Raw genomic sequence first — 17,076 nt, forward strand, 5'->3', positions numbered from 1 at the left:
CTTGGCACGATACTGGCTTATGTGAATGTGATGACGCATTCACCCTAAGAGTTTTAACACCGGAGGTTACTTAGCATGTCAGCCCAGAACGTTTTGGCCCTGATCCAGGAACACGAAGTCAAGTTTGTTGACCTGCGCTTTACCGACACCAAGGGTAAAGAGCAGCACGTATCCATCCCTTCCCACCAGGTCAACGAAGACTTCTTCGAAGACGGCAAGATGTTCGATGGCTCCTCCATCGGCGGCTGGAAGGGCATCAACGAGTCTGACATGGTGCTGATGCCGGATGCGGCCTCCGCCAAGCTGGATCCGTTCACCGAAGAGACCACCCTGAACATCGTCTGCGATGTGCTGGAACCGGCCACCATGCAAGGTTATGACCGCGATCCGCGCTCCATCTCCAAGCGTGCCGAAGATTTCCTGAAAGCCAGCGGCATCGCTGACACCGTGCTGTTCGGGCCGGAGCCGGAATTCTTCATGTTCGACAACATCACCTTCTCGAACACCATGGGCCACAGCTTCGTGAAAATCGAATCTGAAGAAGCCGCCTGGAACTCGGGTACCGAGTATGAGCACGGCAACAAGGGCCACCGTCCGTTCGTGAAAGGCGGTTACTTCCCGGTTGCACCGGTCGACTCCTCCCAGGACATCCGCGCCGCCATGTGTCTGGTGCTGGAAGAGATGGGCCAGGTCGTTGAAGCTCACCACCACGAAGTGGCGACCGCCGGTCAGAACGAGATCGCGACCCGTTTCAACACCCTCACCCTGAAAGCGGATGAAGTGCAGGTGCTGAAGTACGTGATCCACAACGTGGCCCACGCCTACAACAAGACTGTCACCTTCATGCCGAAACCCATGTTCGGTGACAACGGCTCCGGCATGCACTGCCACCAGTCCCTGGCCAAGAACGGCGTCAACCTGTTCGCCGGCGACCTGTACGGCGGCCTGTCCGAGATGGCGCTGCACTACATCGGCGGCATCATCAAGCACGCCAAGGCCATCAACGCCTTCGCCAACCCGACTACCAACTCCTACAAGCGTCTGGTGCCGGGTTATGAAGCACCTGTCATGCTGGCCTACTCCGCCCGCAACCGCTCTGCCTCCATCCGTATCCCGGTAGTGCCGAGCCCGAAAGCCCGTCGCATCGAAGTACGCTTCCCGGATCCGGCCGCCAACCCGTACCTGGCGTTCGCAGCCCAGCTGATGGCCGGTCTGGACGGCATCATCAACAAGATCCATCCGGGCGATGCCATGGACAAGAACTTGTATGACCTGCCGCCGGAAGAAGCCGCCGAAGTGCCGACCGTTGCCGGCTCTCTGGACGAAGCGCTGGCCGCACTGGACAGCGATCGCGAGTTCCTGACCCGCGGTGGCGTGTTCAGCGATGACTTCATCAACTCCTACCTGGAACTGAAACAGCAGGATGTTGACCGCGTGCGCATGACCCCGCACCCGCTGGAGTTTGAACTGTACTACTCCGTTTAATCCGGACCACAGCTCAGAACTTGACCAAACCCGCCAACAGGCGGGTTTTTTCTCTGATAGGATTAAGCAAAATCCCGTCAAGGAGAGATGGATGAGAAACACATACCCCGTATGGGCACTGAGTCTGCTGCTGGCGAGCATGGGGGCTCAGGCCGCCAAGGTGTACTCCTGGACAGACAGCAAGGGTGTCGTCCACTACACGGATGCCCCTCCCCCCGGCCAGCAGGCCAAAGAAGTGGATCTGCGGGTTGCCCCTCTCGTTGGCAGCTCGCCGCGTTCGGTACAGGTGGAGAACTTCAACAGCCTGACCGGCGTCGATGCCAAGAAGGAGAAGGAAGCGGCCAAGCTGGTAATCGAACTGCTCTCACCAGAACAGGGCAGCACGCTGCGCGACAACACGGGCAACGTGGTGTTCCAGGGCCAGATCAGCCCGAAAGCACCGACCCAGTACGACGTGCGCCTGACGCTGGATGGCAAGGCAGCCCCCATAGTCAACAATGGCCTAGCCATTCGGGTCGAGAACCTGGATCGCGGTGCGCACGAGGCCCAACTCGAGCTGCTGGCCAAAGACGGTACGATCCTTGCTAAATCCAGGGTAGTCACCTTCTACCTGCACCGAGCCAGCCTCAATCCGGCACCAAAAGTGACCCCGCTCCCCAACAAGGGGTGATCCTGTGCATCGATACGGGTAGACTAAATGCACCACATTGGTGCATTACTGGTGTATAGCACCGTTTTAGGGAGAAACCTGTGCCAACCCGCCCGGATCAAGCCAAGATACTGCTCGATAACTTGCTGACCGCCGTCATCCTGATGGATGAGCGGCTCTGCATCCAGTTCGTCAACCCGGCGGCCGAACAACTGCTCTCCCTCAGCCAGCGCCGGCTGATCGGGATCGAGCTGCCCCATCTGCTGGAACACATCTCCCTCGATCTGCAACGTCTCAAGCAGTGCCTCACCTCGGGGCAGGGCTTCACCGACAGCGAAGTGACCCTGGTGGTGGAAGGAGAACCCAGACTGGTGGAGATGAGCGTGAGCCCGCTCGCCGACCATGAACAACGCTTGATGGTGGTGGAGCTGCGCAAGATCGATCAGCAGAAGAAGATCAGCCAGGAGCTGCAACAACATGCCCAGCAGCAGGCTGCCAAGGAATTGGTGCGCGGTCTGGCCCACGAAATCAAGAACCCGCTGGGCGGCCTGCGCGGCGCGGCCCAACTGTTGCAAAAAGAGCTGCCGGATCCGGCCTTGCGTGAATACACCGGCATCATCATAGAGCAGGCCGACCGGCTGCGAGTGCTGGTCGATCGCCTGCTCGGTCCACAACGCCCGGGTCGTCACCAGATGCACAACGTGCACTCAGTGCTGGAACAGGTACGCCGCCTGGTGGAGCTGGAGCTGCCGCCGACGGTCCGCATAGAACGGGATTATGATCCCAGCATTCCGGAGTTCGAGATGGAGCCGGATCAGCTGCAGCAGGCCTTTCTCAACATAGTACGCAACGCCGCCGAGGCCATAGGCGAGCAAACCGGGCTCATCCGCATCAAGACCCGCACCGCCTTCCAGATCACCATCCACGGCCAGCGCTACCGACTGGCGGCCGAGATCAAGATCATCGACAACGGCCCCGGCATTCCCGATGCCATCCGCGATACCCTCTTCTACCCCATGATCACCGGCAAGGAGGGAGGCACCGGGCTCGGCCTCTCCATCGCCCAGAACCTGATCGATCAGCACAAGGGGCGCATCGACTGCATCAGCTGGCCAGGCCACACCGAATTCACCATCTTTCTACCGCTTCGCAAATAAGGGAACGTCATGACAGCAAAAGTGTGGATCGTCGATGACGACAGTTCTATCCGCTGGGTGCTGGAACGCACCCTCGGCAGCGAAGGCTTCGAGTGCGAGAGCTTCGCCGACGGCGAGGCCTTGCTGAGCTCGCTCGAGATGCGCTCGCCGGATGTGATCCTGTCCGATATCCGCATGCCCGGCATAGACGGCCTCAGCCTGCTGGAGCAGATCCACCGCCGCCAGGCCGATCTGCCCATCATTATAATGACGGCCCACTCGGATCTGGACAGCGCGGTCAACGCCTACCAGCGCGGCGCCTTCGAGTACCTGCCCAAGCCGTTCGACATCGACGAGGCTGTGACCCTGGTGCGCCGCGCCGAGAATCACCTGAAAGAGCAGCGCACCAAGCGCAAGTCTCGTCAGCAAGAAGCCACCGCCACACCCGAGATCATCGGCGAGGCGCCGGCGATGCAGGAGGTGTTCCGCGCCATAGGCCGGCTGTCGCGCTCCAGCATCTCTGTGCTGATCAACGGCCAGAGCGGCACCGGCAAGGAGCTGGTCGCCCACGCGCTGCACAAGCACAGCCCGCGCGCCCACAAAAACTTCATCGCCCTCAACATGGCGGCCATCCCGAAAGATCTCATCGAATCCGAGCTGTTTGGCCATGAGAAGGGCGCCTTCACCGGCGCCAACAACATACGTCACGGCCGCTTCGAACAGGCCGACGGTGGCACCCTGTTTCTCGACGAAATAGGCGACATGCCGCTGGATGTGCAGACCCGCTTGCTGCGGGTGCTGGCCGATGGCCAGTTCTACCGGGTCGGTGGCCATCAACCGGTGCAGGTAGACGTGCGGATCATCGCCGCCACTCACCAGAATCTGGAGAGGCGGGTCGCCGACGGCGAATTCCGGGAAGACCTGTTCCACCGCCTCAACGTCATCCGCATCCACATTCCGGCCCTCAAGGAGCGCCGTGAAGACATACCCCAGCTGGCCCAGCACTTTCTGCTGCGCGCCGCCAAGGAGCTGAACGTGGAGGCCAAGAGCCTGCATCCGGACACCCAGGCCTACATCAGCCGCCTGCCCTGGCCGGGCAACGTGCGCCAGCTGGAGAACGTCTGCCGCTGGCTGACCGTGATGGCCTCTGGCCAGGAGGTGCTGGTCGGGGATCTGCCCGCCGAGCTGCTGACCCCCATCACCAGCGCGGCGGAGCCGGGCCAGTCGGCCCTGACCGGTGGCTGGCAGCAGCAGTTGCAGGATTGGGTCGCCAGCAAGCTGGCGCTGGGGGAGACCGACATCCTGGCCGATGCCCTGCCCCAGTTCGAGCGGATCATGCTGGAGACGGCACTGGATCACACCCATGGCCACAAACAGGAGGCCGCCCGCCTGCTCGGCTGGGGTCGCAACACCCTGACTCGCAAGCTGAAGGAACTCGACCTCTCCTGAGTCCTCGGGAAAAACGATTCCCATCACGCCTTCGCAAATCACTGACCAATAAGACCCCGTTTGATTTCAAACGGGGTATCTTTTTTGAGAGCCCTGCCTAGAATGGCAGGCTTTCAAACCCGACTCGAAGAAGGCGTCACCATGATTGACAGATCTCTCCCCCTGACCGACCTGCACCGCCATCTGGACGGCAACATTCGTCCGCAGACCATCCTCGAGCTGGGACGTCAGCACAATATCCAGCTGCCCGCCGATGAACTGGAGGCGCTGCGCCCCCACGTGCAGATCGTCGAGAACGAACCGAGTCTGGTCGCCTTCCTGAAGAAACTGGACTGGGGCGTGGCCGTGCTGGCCGATTATGATGCCTGCCGCCGGGTCGCCTACGAAAACGTGGAAGATCTGCTGCGCGCCGGCATCGACTACGCCGAGCTGCGCTTCAGCCCGGCCTACATGGCCATGGCCCACAAGCTGCACCCGCAAGGTGTGGTGGAGGCCATCATAGACGGCGTGGCTGCCGGCAGCCGCGACTTTGGCATCAAGACCAACCTGATCGGCATCATGAGCCGCACCTTCGGCACCGAGCAGTGCCGCATCGAACTGGAGGCCTGTCTGGCCCACCGCGACAAGCTGGTTGCCGTCGATCTGGCCGGCGACGAGCTGGGCTTCCCGGGCGAGCTGTTCACCGAGCACTTTCGCAAGGTGCGCGATGCGGGCATGCGCGTGACCGTGCACGCAGGTGAAGCCGCCGGCCCCGAGAGCATGTGGCAAGCCATCCGCGATCTGGGCGCCGAGCGTATCGGCCACGGCGTCAAGGCGATCCAGGATCCCCGTCTGATGGCCTATCTGGCGGAGCACCGCATCGGCATCGAATCCTGCCTCACCTCCAACCTCCAGACCACCACTGTGGCGAGCCTGACCGAACATCCGATCCGCCAGTTCCTGGCCGCCGGCGTGCTGGCCTGTCTCAACACGGACGATCCTGCGGTCGAAGGCATAGACCTGCCCCACGAATACGAGGTGGCCGCCCCGGCCGCCGGCATGACGGCGAGCGAGATCCGCACCGCCCAGCAAAACGGCCTGACACTGGCCTTCCTGAGCGATGGCGAGAAAGCCGAGCTGAGTGCCCGCGCCGCCAGCCGCTGAGTCTTGAACCGCTTGCTTACCCAATAAAAAAACCGCCGAGAAGCGGTTTTTTTATCTTCAGCGCCGGCTGCCGGTTCAGATCACCCGGGAGAACTGCTGCTGGCGCGCCTTGTTGCGCAGATAGACATCGAAACACATGCAGATGTTGCGAATGAGCAGCTGGCCGGTGGAGACCACCTCCAGTCCCTCTTCGGTCATGCGCACCAGACCGTCGTCGACAAAGGTCTGCAACAGCTTGAGATCGTCGGCGAAGTACTCACTGAAGACCAGGCCGTGCGCCTGCTCGACGGCGGCGAAGTTCAGGCTGAAGTCACAGATGAGGCGCTTGATCACCTCGCGGCGGATCAGGTCGTCCTGGTTGAGGGAGCACCCCTTCCACTGGGCATGGCCCAGCGTTTCTACCTGAGCGTAATAGGCCTTGAGCTCTTTCTGGTTCTGGGAATAGGCGTCGCCGATCATGCTGATGGAGGAGACCCCCAGCCCCAGCAGATCACAATCCCCCTGGGTGGTGTAACCCTGGAAGTTGCGGTGCAGCTTGCCCTCGCGCTGGGCCACCGCCAGCTCGTCATCGGGCTTGGCGAAGTGATCCATGCCGATGAACTGGTAACCCTGACCGGTGAGGAAGGCGATGGTGTCCTGCAGCATGGCCAGCTTCTCCCGGGGGGCCGGCATGTCTTCCTCTTTCAGCTTGTGCTGGGCGGCGAAACGGCTCGGCAGATGGGCATAGTTGAAGATGGAGAGGCGGGCCGGATCCGTCTTGAGTACCTCTTCCAGGGTATGGTGGAAGCTGTCGCGATTCTGGTGCGGCAGGCCGTAGATGAGATCCAGGTTGGTGGAGCGAAAGCCCAGTTCGCGAGCACGCTCCAGCATGGCGCGGATGAAATCGTTATCCTGCTCGCGATTGACCGCGACCTGCACTGCCTTGTTGAAGTCCTGCACGCCGAGGCTGATGCGGTTGAACCCCACTTCACGCAGCACATCCAGCATGGTGAGCTCGATCTCCCGCGGATCCACTTCGATGCTGATCTCGCCTTCGTCCGCGAACTGGAAGTGCTCGCGCAACATGGCCATCAGACGGCGGGTCTGGGCTTCGTCAAGATAGGTGGGCGTGCCACCGCCCCAGTGCAGCTGGGTCACCAACCGGTGTTTGAACAGGGGGGCCTGGGCCTTGATCTCCTGCTCGAGATAGTCGAGGTACTGATCGGCCTTGTGCTGATGACGGGTGATCACCTTGTTGCAGCCGCAGTAGTAGCAGAGCTTGTGACAGAAAGGGATGTGCACGTAGAGAGACAGGTTGCGCGCCGGATACTGGCCTGCGGCGTGTACGAAGTCCGGATAGCCGAAGCGCTCGTTGAACTCCAGCGCAGTGGGATAGGAGGTGTAGCGCGGGCCGCTGTAGTTATATTTTTCGATCAGGGCCTGATCCCACACAATCTGTTCTGCTTGCACGCTTGCTTCCTCTTTTTTTGTTATCGGCTCACCGGCTTAACTGAAAATCCTTCAGTTGGGCCACATCCTTGAGGATCTGCGCCTCCAGCTCGGCCTCATAGCCACTGCGTTCGAGATCCATCTTCATTACTTCATTGCGCTTGAGGGCCCGTCTCGCCTCATGAGTCGGCATCTCTTTCACCTTCTCATAGAGACTGTACAAACCCGGAAATTCACTGGCAAAGGCCCGACCGCCCTGGATCTGCAAGGCATCCAGCAAATTGGTCAGCCGGATGGCGCCTTCGGAGTAGTCGCACTGACCGTCCCGCACCGCATGGGCAATCACCCGCACGCTGTCGAGGATACGCTCATTGCGGGCCGCAACGGCCTGCATCTGCATATCACGCTGGCGCTTGAGACGGGCCAGCAGGGTACCGGCATACCAGGCCAGCCCCAGCAAAATCAGGCCGCCCAACAGGGCGGCCAGCATCCATCCACTCATCACTTTTTCTTCGGCTCAGGCTTGGGCTCTGGCTGATAGTCAACCTGGGTGAAGCGATCCCACAGCTCCTCTTCGGAGGCGGGCTGGCTCGGCTCGTCATAGCCGGCATCGTCGAAGGAGCCATCGTCATCTTCGTCATCATCGTTGTCTATGATGCCAAGCTCATCCATCAGCTCCTGATAGCGATCGACACGCTGGTCAACCCAGGTCTGCTCGGCCGCTTCCAGGGTCTCGCCGGCATCGAGGCGATCCAGCAGATCGTTCAGGCGATCATCATTCTCGATGGCCGCCAGCTCCTGCTCGGGCGTCATCACCAGCTTTTTCTCTTTCACCGGCTTGGGCGCAACCGGCTTGCCGCTCTTCTCTTCCACGATCAGCGCGATGGGCTTGCGGGAACCGATACGCGGATCCTTGGCCTGCTTGCCATTCTTGTTGCTGGACTGTTCTGCCTGCTGGCGGGAGCCCGCCTTCAAGCCCTTACGCTTGGCGGCGCGTTTGCGCTCACGGCCTTCCAGGGCACTGGCATCTGATTCTTTGCGCTTACCGGTAGGCTTGCGGTTGGGTTGTTTAGCCGACATGAATGACTGACTCCGACAAATAACTGGATTGAAGCCGCACCCGGGATGAGACCATCCGGGGAGGATACTGACACGGGGGACAGTGGATCAGAAACAAGAGCGGGATCCTGCACCAACCCGACCATTTCTGGCCTCTGAACACCGCAGGATCGGTATCCTCTGGGCATGTTGCTGGTATTTTGACACAGAATGGCTAATCGGGTTAATGACCCAAAAGAAAAAAGGCAGCCGAAGCTGCCTCGATATGTTTATGCGAGTCCCATCCCTGGCTGCAAATCACCCTGTCCGTGGTGATACCTCTGCGCATCATATCTTTGTATATGGTCGTCCTGACCTTAATGGTCGTTCCTGAATGTGCGTGTGCTTGCTTGACCCATGGAGACGGCCTCCGGCCATCACTCTGGGGTGGTTGCATCCCGCAGCCCCGCTCTTCCTGAGCAGTCACCATCCTGGTATTTCAATCCCTTGCCTGTCACTTGCGTGGTCCTGTGGCATCCCGCCGCATCGACATCCTGTCTTCACAACATCCCGGTCGTGAATCGCCTCGTGGGCCACTCCATGCATCCACTGTATCAACTTAATAAAACAACTCAATCCACCAAGAATGTTTTCAAACGGATATAAATTGCTTATTGTCATTTAACATATTGAAATTAATGAATTACTAAAAATTTTTTGAAAAATGTTTAAGCCCTGACCAGGCCAATGAATGGGGGATCTCTTACAACAATGCGAGAAAAAATTGGCCAAATGGAGTTAAAGGCCAAAAAGAAACGAGGAGCCAGTGGCTCCTCGTTAATATCAATGGGGTACATCATAATGCGTTTTCAGTGCAAACCGGCCACGTATTTGGACAAGGCTTCTATATCCTGATCGGTCAGCTTCTTGGCAACGTCCCGCATCATGCTGTTCGGGTCATTCTCACGGGCAGCCGCACGAAACGCGGTGAGCTGGGCCTTGATATAAGCAGGATGCTGGCCGGACAGGCTCGGATATTTGGCCTGCTCGACACCCGAGCCCCGCGGACCGTGACAAGCGGTACACGCAGCCAGACCACGGCTCATGTCACCACCCATATAGAGCGCTTTACCCGCTGCTACAGCGTCATCAGGCACCGCAATCGGTGTTACCTTCTGGCTGGAGAAGTAGGCAGCAAGGTCTTCCATGTCCTGGTCGGACAGGGGAAGCGCCATAGGCCCCATGATGGGCGCAACACGACCAATTTGGCCAGAAGCTGCAGCCTTCAGTTCAACTAATTGCTTTTTGATATATGATGCGTGCTGACCAGCAATCTTGGGATACATATCGACAAGGCTGTTTCCGTCCGGTCCATGACAAGCCGCACACACGGCAGCCTTGGATTGTCCCGCAGCGGCATCGCCCTTGGCTTGTGCCATCCCCGTTACGCCAACCATCAGAGCAAGAGTAATGACTAGGTTCTTCATGGCGTTCCAACTTCTCGTTATTAGGCTTCCAGATCCCATGCCGCTGAAGGCATGTTAAAATAAACGCGTTTAAGCGACGCCATTTTACACGATTTCACAAAAAAGTAACTCTATAACCCTCTATCTCTATGGGGAATTTACGTTGGATACACAAACTCTGAATTTCAATAAGGTGCATTTTGTGACCAGCGCACCCGACATCCGTCACCTGCCAAATGATGGGGGTGTCGAGATTGCGTTTGCCGGCCGTTCCAATGCCGGTAAGTCATCTGCATTGAACACCTTAACCAAGCACAAGAACCTGGCTCGCACCAGTAAAACCCCGGGCCGCACCCAGCTGATCAACCTGTTTGAACTGGAACCGGGCAAGCGTCTGGTCGATCTGCCGGGCTATGGTTATGCACAAGTACCGCTGGAAATGAAGCTCAAGTGGCAAAAGTCACTGGCAGAATACCTGCAGCGTCGTGAGTCATTGAAAGGCCTGGTGATCCTGATGGACATCCGTCACCCGCTCAAAGATACCGACATGAACATGCTGGAGTGGAGCTCCCACCGTGAACTGCCGGTCATGCTGCTGCTGACCAAGGCGGACAAGCTGAGCCCGGGTCCCCGCAACAATCAGGTCATCAAGGTTCGTCAGGCCATTGCCGACCTGGGCCCTCAGATCCAGGTAGAAGCCTTCTCCTCCCTCAACAATATCGGGGTGGAAAAACTGGCCCAGACTCTGTCTGGCTGGTATCTGGCCGGGGCAGACGAGATCGCCGAAGGTGATGAGCAAGAGCAGATCGAGGAATAATGCATTCCTCCATCATACTGCTATCCCCTCCTTGCAATTGGCGGAGTTGACCCTCCGCTGATTGAAAGACTTTCAGTTTGATGACGTCCCGCCAACCCTCGATCCCCGCCTATACTCTTCCTCAAGAAAATTTGATAAAAGCCTTTTTTAACAATGGGATGAAAAGTTAATTACCATTTTTAATTAACTTTTCATCCCCATGGCAACGTTTTCAGATTTCTGCCATCGAATTGAAGGCACATCAGTCAATAAGTACGGAAATGAAATTTTATTACATGAAGGCGACAAGGAGGGACAAAAATGAGGCCGGTACCACTGGTGCAGTATCGGCCTGAAACAATCAGTTCAAAAATTGGGAAGAAGCTAAATCTTGAGAACAAAGACAACTGGTTTTCCTCAAGAAGCCCCTTCATTCTAACAAATACTTGGCCGAATTAAAGCATTTACTCTAAACGCCGCACATAAAAAAACACCCCGACGAATACTCATCGGGGCTGCTATTCAGCCACATTCAATTACGTGAAATAAAAGGTCTGAAAGATAGAACATCTTACCTCTGTACCCTACGTTGCTAACTGTATAGCAAAGCAGCAGAAAGTGAAAGTAATTTATGTAATTTAGTTTCACGAAAAATGAATTACATAAAACACTTTGCTTTTCATATAGATAAAAAAATCCCCAGTACGAATACCGGGGAGTTATAAAGGTGACTAGCTAGCACTTCCTCAACTATCTAGTTAGTCAGCGGCATTCCACACAAGTTCCGCTGCTTTGAGAAAAAACTAAAAAAATTCAGAGATAGATGGCACCATCTTCTGCAAACTCTTGTTCTTCAATGAGTTTCTCTGCCATGTCTTCGATGTCGAAGCGCACACTCTCGAAGGCGCGCAGTATGTCCTCCTCCCTGACGAGGGAAAGACCAGTCATCTTTTCCAGACGCCGGCGACTGATGTAACAATCGACCAGAGCCCCTCTCTGCTGGGCCGGGAAATGGATCCGCTGTTCATGCGCCTGCCAGTCCGCCAGCTCGGGAAACAATATGCCTTGGTTCATAGGGTCCCCAGATTTCGTTTCAGTTCTCTCAATACCTGTTTAGTCCCTGGCCGGATTCCGCGCCACACGGTAAAGGCCTCCGCCGCCTGCTCGACCAGCATGCCCAGCCCATCCATGATCTGGCGGGCTCCCTGTTGTCTGGCCCAGCCGATGAAGGGGGTATCCGAGGCACCATACATCATGTCGTAGATGGCAATATCGGCGTGGATCAGCGCAGGGGCGAGAGGCGGCAGCTCTCCTTGCAGGCTGGCGGAGGTGGAATTGATGATGAGATCGAACGCCCCCTCCAGCAGCTCATAGCGCTGGGCCGTGACGACCCCCAGATCGTGAAACTCGGCCGCCAGTTGCTCCGCCTTGGCGTGGGTGCGGTTGGCAATCACCAGTTCGGCCGGATGTTCGGCCAGCAAGGGCGCCAGGGCACCACGGGCAGCCCCTCCGGCGCCCAGCAGCAGGATCCGGCCGCCCGTCAGGGTCACGCTGTGGGCCTTGAGATCCGCCACCAGACCGGCACCATCGGTATTGTCCCCCAGCAGTACGCCGTCGTCGGTCAGCTTGATGGTATTGACGGCACCCGCTCGTTTAGCCCTCGGGCTCAGCGTATCGACCAGCGCGAAGGCCTGTTCCTTGAAAGGGACAGTGACATTGCACCCCTTGCCCCCTTGCGCAAAGAAGGCGCGCAGGGCCGTGGCAAACTCATCGATGGCGGGTTCGGCCAGACCATATTCCAGCTCTTGCTGGGTCTGCCTGGCAAACAGGGTGTGGATAAAGGGGGATTTGCTGTGGCGCACCGGGTGGCCAAAAACCAGATAACGATCCATCAAGGAGTTCCATCAGAGGGCAATATTCCGATTTAACGGGTTTTCTCGCGCGGGAACAAGCCGAATATCGGCCAGTAAAAAGGGGCCATCATGGCCCCTCTGGTCACAGCCACTCTCGTGGCGTGAGGTAGTCAGTGTAGAGCAAGGCCTCCGGACTGCCCGCTTCCGGCTGCCAGTCATACTCCCAGCGGGCCAGTGGTGGCATGGACATCAGGATCGACTCGGTACGTCCGCCGGTCTGCAGGCCGAACAGGGTGCCCCTGTCGTAGACCAGATTGAACTCCACATAACGACCACGGCGATAGAGCTGGAACTCCCGCTCCCGCTCGCCATAGGGCTGGGCCTTGCGCCGCTCGACAATCGGCAGGTAGGCATCGAGATAGCCCTTGCCGACCGCCTGCATGAAGGCAAAACAATCCGCAAACGGCCAGCGATTCAGGTCATCGAAGAAGAGGCCGCCCACACCGCGCGTCTCGTTGCGATGCTTGAGGAAGAAGTAGCGATCGCACCAGGACTTGAACTCGGGGTAGACCTGCTCGCCAAAGGGTTGGCAGAGGTCGTGCGATACCCGGTGCCAGTGCTGCACATCCTCGGCAAACGGGTAAAACGGGGTCAGGTCGAAACCGCCGCCGAACCACCAGATGGGCGCTTCGCCCTCTTTCTCGGCGATGAAGAAGCGGACGTTGGCGTGGCTGGTCGGCACATGGGGGTTGTGCGGGTGGATCACCAGCGACACCCCCATGGCCTCAAACTTGCGGCCCGCCAGCTCGGGCCTGTGGGCCGTCGCCGAGGCAGGCATGGCATCGCCATAGACGTGGGAGAAGTTGACGCCTCCCTGTTCGATCACGGCGCCATGGCGCAACACTCGGGTACGACCACCGCCGCCACCCTCGCGGCACCAGGCATCTTCCACAAAGTGCCCGGCACCATCGGCCTGCTCCAGGCCACGGCAGATCTCGTCCTGCAACTGCAACAGGAAGGCCTTGACCTGGGCCACGTCCGGTTTGCTCATCTTGTCTCCAGTCAGGCAGGATCTTGAACGCCCTGTCCATTTTATTGTGATGTCACACCCAGGGCTCAAGGCCCATGTGCATTGCGGTAAAAAAGGGTCAGCCCGCCCCACTCAGGAGGGGCGAATGATGGCGCCGGTTCTGGCGTCCTTGATCTCGGAAGGATTGGCCTGGCCCCCGACCTCGCCGGGCAGGACATAGGCCAGCTGGCTGGCCAGCGCCTCACCGATCTCGGCTAGCCGACGGGCAGGCTCCTCGCCGGTCAGGTTGGCACTGGTGGAGACCAGTGGCTTGCCGAAGGCGCGGCACAGGGCCTGCACCTGAGGATGGGCCGTCACCCGCACAGCCAGGGTGTCGAACTGACCGGTCAGCCAGGTCGGCGTCGCGGCTCGAGCGGGCATGATCCAGGTGAAGGGGCCGGGCCAGCTGGCCTCGACCCGGGCCAGCTGCTCGGCGCTGAGCTGGCTCACATCGATATATTCCTGCAGTTGCGCCAGATCGGCGGCGATCAGGATCAAGCCTTTCTCCACCGGACGCTGCTTGATGGCCAGCAGACGCTGCACCGCCAATTCTGAGTCGGGATCACAACCCAGACCAAACACGGCCTCGGTGGCATAGGCGATCACCCCTTCACTGTGGAGGGCGGCAACCGCTTGTTCAAATTCGTTGGGCATAGAAAAAATGCGGCAGCTAGGCTGCCGCCTCATCACTTATTTGGATTGAACCTGTTAGAGCGACAACCGCCGGTACACATCCGTGCGTCCTGTTATAAAGCGCGAACATGTCCGGCAGGTTGCCGCCTTATTGCTTATTTGAGCAGTTGAGCCTGCAGGGCGGCATCCTTGGCCATCACCTCTTCGGCATTCTTCTGGCGTTCGGCACGTACCTTGGCCGCCAGCTCATCATTTCCGACCGCCAGCATCTGAGCCGCCAGATAGCCCGCGTTCTTGGCGCCGGCCTTGCCGATCGCCACGGTTGCTACTGGCACGCCGCCCGGCATCTGCACGGTAGAGAGCAGCGCATCCAGTCCCTTGAGCGGGCCGCCATCGATGGGCACCCCGATCACGGGACGGGTGGTGATGCCGGCAACGGCACCGGCCAGGTGAGCCGCCAGACCGGCAGCACAGATAAAGACCTTGCAGCCACGGGCCTCGGCATCGGTCACATACTGATGAGTCGCAGCCGGGGTACGGTGCGCAGAGGTAACCTTGACTTCCACTGTGATATCAAACGACTTGAGGACTTCAAGGGTAGATTGCATCACGGGAAAATCAGAATCAGAGCCCATCAATACGGCAACAAAGGGTTTATTCATGGTGGGAATTTCCTTACTCCAAGTGGGGGGTTGAAGTTCGCCGAAAACGTTTCAATTTGGTTACGGCGGCGGGATTATACCTGCTCACTTTGATGGCCGCATTTCTTTTGCGGGCAGATCCACCTCAGATTTCCCCTCACTTTCTTCTCTACCATGATGCCCCAGCCACATTCGGGACAAGGCATAGGGATCGGCTTGTCGTTAACCACATATTTACAATGGGGATACCCATCGCAGGAGTAAAACTGCTTGCCATAGCGGGAGGTGCGACTCACCAGATGACCCTTGCCACACTCAGGACAGAGGATCTGGGTATCGTCGCTTTCCTGCAGGGATTCGATGTGCTGGCAGGCCGGATACTGGGTGCAACCCACAAACAGACCGTAACGCCCCTTCTTGATCGCCAGCGGCTGGCCGCAATCCGGGCAGGTCGAACCTTCGAGCACTTTCTCGATGTCGCGGCCGGATGGCGTCAGAGAACGGATATAGTCACAGGTGGGATAGGCGGAGCAGCCCAGAAAGGGGCCATGCTTGCCCTGTCGGATCACCAGCTCGGCACCACACTGCGGGCACGGCTCTCGCTCGAACGCCTGTTCGTGGGCAGAAAAGAGATGATGATCGATTTTTGACATGGGCCGCGCCTTGAAATCCAGATGGCCTGAATTCTACCAGCGCGGCACCGGACTGTCAGTGAATGACGCCGTCTGACTCATCAAACACCAGCTCTTCCATCTGCTGGTAGGCATTTTCACTGCCCGGTACGTTGAACAGCACCATCATGACGACCCACTTCAAATCGTCCAGCTCGATATCCGGCTTGTCCAGCTCGAGCAGACGCTCGATGCATATCTCGCGGGTTTCGGCATTCAGTACCTGAGCCTGTTCCAGGAACAACAGGAAGCCACGGCATTCGGTGCTGAGGCGAGCCAGCTCTTGCGGGGCATAGATACGCATCGAGCCTTGCGCGCTGGCGGTGACGTACACCTCCCGCTCGCTATCGTGCAGGTTGGCCAGTCGCTCCAGCCAGTCGAGCGCCTTCTCGATCTCGTCTTTATCGAAACCGGCCCGGCTCAGCTCGTCGGTGAGTTCATCCTGCTCGACCATTACATCTGCATCGCTGTGGATGTAGGTCTCGAAAAGGTACATCAATACATCAAACATGATTCGCCCTCCTCGCTCTGACGTATCCACCGGCTACCGCCATCACTGCACCGGAAAGCTCCAGCTCTACCAACCTGCCCAATGCCACTTCGACAGGAAGCTGGGCCCGTTCGGCGACGGTATCCACGCTCGTGGTCTCATAATCTACGTTATCCAACAAATCGGCATAAGGCAATTCGCTATTATGCCGTTGCTCAGGCAATCCATCCGGTTTCCGTGCCAGGCTGACCAATCCGGGAAGCTCTTCCACTATATCGGCCGCGCTCAATACAAGTTTGGCCCCCTGCTGGATTAATTTGTTGCAGCCCAGCGCCTGCACATTCTGCGGCGCACCGGGAACGGCAAATACCTCACGCCCCTGCTCCAGCGCGTAGCGGGCCGTGATGAGTGAGCCACTCTGTTCGGCCGCCTCCACCACCAGGGTTCCGAGCGCCAGTCCACTGATGATGCGATTGCGACGAGGGAAATGTTCGGCGAGCGGCCCCTTGTCCGGCGCCAGCTCGGAGATGAGCACGCCCGCATTCTCCAGGATCTGGCTAGCCAGCCCCTGATGACGCTTGGGGTAGAGGCAGTCGAGGCCGGAGCCCAGCACGGCGAGCGTGATACCGCCCGTCGCTAGGGCCTGCTGATGACAGACACCATCGATACCGAGCGCGAGTCCCGAGGTGATCGCCAGACCGCACGCCACCAGTTCCGCACACAGGCGTGCGGCATTGTCCTTGCCGGCATAGGTGGGGTGACGCGTACCGACCATCGCCAGCTGTGGAGCAGACAAGGCGGCAAGATTGCCACGACAGTAGAGCAGCAAGGGGGCGGCGGGGATCTCTTTCAACAGGTCAGGATAGGCGGGATCATCGGGGCAGAGCAGGTGATTGCCAGGCTCGGTGGCCCAGCTCAGCCCCTGCTCAACCGAAGGCAGTGGCCATCTTAGTTGACGGATCTGGGCCGAGTGCAGACCAAGCGCCCGCAAACGACCATCATCACTCTCAAACAGGGCGGCGATATCGCCACCGAAGTGGGCAAGCAGACGGGCGGCGGTGACGGGGCCGATACCGGTGACGGCATCCAGCGTCAGCCACAGCGAGACCCGCCCGAGTGGAGGTGGCAC

The 17,076-nt window shown here is 58.7% G+C and carries 18 protein-coding genes; 6 read left to right on the forward strand and 12 right to left on the reverse strand.

Annotated elements, in window-relative coordinates:
• The first annotated feature begins 75 nt into the window (after nucleotides 1–75).
• The 5 genes from glnA (at nucleotide 76) to add (ending at nucleotide 5,862) form a co-directional block, all read left to right on the forward strand.
• The gene (gene glnA / locus AACW87_RS01205; RefSeq protein WP_042866924.1) at nucleotides 76–1,485 is read left to right on the forward strand and encodes a glutamate--ammonia ligase; all 1,410 of its coding nucleotides are present in this window, start codon (nucleotides 76–78) and stop codon (nucleotides 1,483–1,485) included.
• A 91-nt stretch (nucleotides 1,486–1,576) separates the two neighbouring features.
• Complete coding sequence (locus AACW87_RS01210; protein WP_043554572.1) at nucleotides 1,577–2,155, forward strand: DUF4124 domain-containing protein; 579 nt, start codon at nucleotides 1,577–1,579, stop codon at nucleotides 2,153–2,155.
• An 80-nt stretch (nucleotides 2,156–2,235) separates the two neighbouring features.
• Nucleotides 2,236–3,291 (forward strand): nitrogen regulation protein NR(II), encoded by a 1,056-nt coding sequence (glnL, locus tag AACW87_RS01215; RefSeq protein WP_043554573.1) that lies wholly within the window; start codon nucleotides 2,236–2,238, stop codon nucleotides 3,289–3,291.
• A gap of 9 nt (nucleotides 3,292–3,300) precedes the next feature.
• Nucleotides 3,301–4,719, forward strand: coding sequence for a nitrogen regulation protein NR(I) (gene glnG, locus AACW87_RS01220; RefSeq protein WP_241326352.1), 1,419 nt, complete (start codon nucleotides 3,301–3,303; stop codon nucleotides 4,717–4,719).
• Between the two features lie 141 nt (nucleotides 4,720–4,860).
• On the forward strand, nucleotides 4,861–5,862 hold the full coding sequence (add, locus tag AACW87_RS01225; RefSeq protein ID WP_043136461.1) for an adenosine deaminase: 1,002 nt from the start codon (nucleotides 4,861–4,863) through the stop codon (nucleotides 5,860–5,862).
• Nucleotides 5,863–5,937: 75 nt separating this feature from the next.
• On the opposite strand, the gene hemN is transcribed toward add, so the two are convergent.
• The 4 genes from hemN to AACW87_RS01245 all read right to left on the reverse strand — a co-directional run bounded on the left by hemN (nucleotide 5,938) and on the right by AACW87_RS01245 (nucleotide 9,815).
• Complete coding sequence (hemN, locus tag AACW87_RS01230) at nucleotides 5,938–7,311, reverse strand: oxygen-independent coproporphyrinogen III oxidase (protein ID WP_043136463.1); 1,374 nt, start codon at nucleotides 7,309–7,311, stop codon at nucleotides 5,938–5,940.
• A gap of 28 nt (nucleotides 7,312–7,339) precedes the next feature.
• The gene (locus tag AACW87_RS01235; protein WP_043136466.1) at nucleotides 7,340–7,780 is read right to left on the reverse strand and encodes a DUF2489 domain-containing protein; all 441 of its coding nucleotides are present in this window, start codon (nucleotides 7,778–7,780) and stop codon (nucleotides 7,340–7,342) included.
• A gap of 11 nt (nucleotides 7,781–7,791) precedes the next feature.
• Complete coding sequence (yihI, locus tag AACW87_RS01240) at nucleotides 7,792–8,370, reverse strand: Der GTPase-activating protein YihI (RefSeq protein ID WP_042866913.1); 579 nt, start codon at nucleotides 8,368–8,370, stop codon at nucleotides 7,792–7,794.
• Between the two features lie 827 nt (nucleotides 8,371–9,197).
• Nucleotides 9,198–9,815, reverse strand: a complete 618-nt coding sequence (locus AACW87_RS01245) for a c-type cytochrome (protein WP_043136470.1) — start codon at nucleotides 9,813–9,815, stop codon at nucleotides 9,198–9,200.
• A 142-nt stretch (nucleotides 9,816–9,957) separates the two neighbouring features.
• On the opposite strand from AACW87_RS01245, the gene yihA reads away from it, so the two are divergent.
• A complete protein-coding gene (gene yihA / locus AACW87_RS01250) occupies nucleotides 9,958–10,611 on the forward strand; it encodes a ribosome biogenesis GTP-binding protein YihA/YsxC (protein ID WP_042033919.1) in 654 nt (217 codons plus the stop codon).
• A 792-nt stretch (nucleotides 10,612–11,403) separates the two neighbouring features.
• On the opposite strand, the gene AACW87_RS01255 is transcribed toward yihA, so the two are convergent.
• From AACW87_RS01255 to dprA, 8 genes are all read right to left on the reverse strand, one after another.
• Entirely contained in the window at nucleotides 11,404–11,664 is a 261-nt protein-coding gene (locus AACW87_RS01255; protein ID WP_098981036.1) for a DUF1488 family protein, read from the reverse strand.
• Nucleotides 11,661–12,482 (reverse strand): shikimate dehydrogenase, encoded by an 822-nt coding sequence (gene aroE / locus AACW87_RS01260; protein WP_241326353.1) that lies wholly within the window; start codon nucleotides 12,480–12,482, stop codon nucleotides 11,661–11,663. Before aroE ends, AACW87_RS01255 begins: the two co-directional genes overlap by 4 nt.
• 103 nt (nucleotides 12,483–12,585) lie before the next feature.
• A complete protein-coding gene (gene hemF / locus AACW87_RS01265) occupies nucleotides 12,586–13,494 on the reverse strand; it encodes an oxygen-dependent coproporphyrinogen oxidase (RefSeq protein WP_043554580.1) in 909 nt (302 codons plus the stop codon).
• 111 nt (nucleotides 13,495–13,605) lie between these two features.
• A complete protein-coding gene (locus tag AACW87_RS01270) occupies nucleotides 13,606–14,166 on the reverse strand; it encodes a Sua5/YciO/YrdC/YwlC family protein (RefSeq protein WP_241326354.1) in 561 nt (186 codons plus the stop codon).
• A 134-nt stretch (nucleotides 14,167–14,300) separates the two neighbouring features.
• Nucleotides 14,301–14,807, reverse strand: a complete 507-nt coding sequence (gene purE / locus AACW87_RS01275) for a 5-(carboxyamino)imidazole ribonucleotide mutase (RefSeq protein WP_043136483.1) — start codon at nucleotides 14,805–14,807, stop codon at nucleotides 14,301–14,303.
• Between the two features lie 74 nt (nucleotides 14,808–14,881).
• Nucleotides 14,882–15,439, reverse strand: a complete 558-nt coding sequence (locus AACW87_RS01280) for a DNA topoisomerase family protein (protein WP_241326355.1) — start codon at nucleotides 15,437–15,439, stop codon at nucleotides 14,882–14,884.
• Between the two features lie 55 nt (nucleotides 15,440–15,494).
• A complete protein-coding gene (locus tag AACW87_RS01285; RefSeq protein ID WP_043136489.1) occupies nucleotides 15,495–15,968 on the reverse strand; it encodes a DUF494 family protein in 474 nt (157 codons plus the stop codon).
• A complete protein-coding gene (gene dprA, locus AACW87_RS01290) occupies nucleotides 15,961–17,076 on the reverse strand; it encodes a DNA-processing protein DprA (RefSeq protein ID WP_241326356.1) in 1,116 nt (371 codons plus the stop codon). The genes AACW87_RS01285 and dprA overlap by 8 nt, the downstream gene beginning before the upstream one ends.

Origin of the sequence: Aeromonas sp. MR7 (genome assembly GCF_963899385.1) — a bacterium.
Classification (GTDB): domain Bacteria; phylum Pseudomonadota; class Gammaproteobacteria; order Enterobacterales; family Aeromonadaceae; genus Aeromonas; species Aeromonas bestiarum.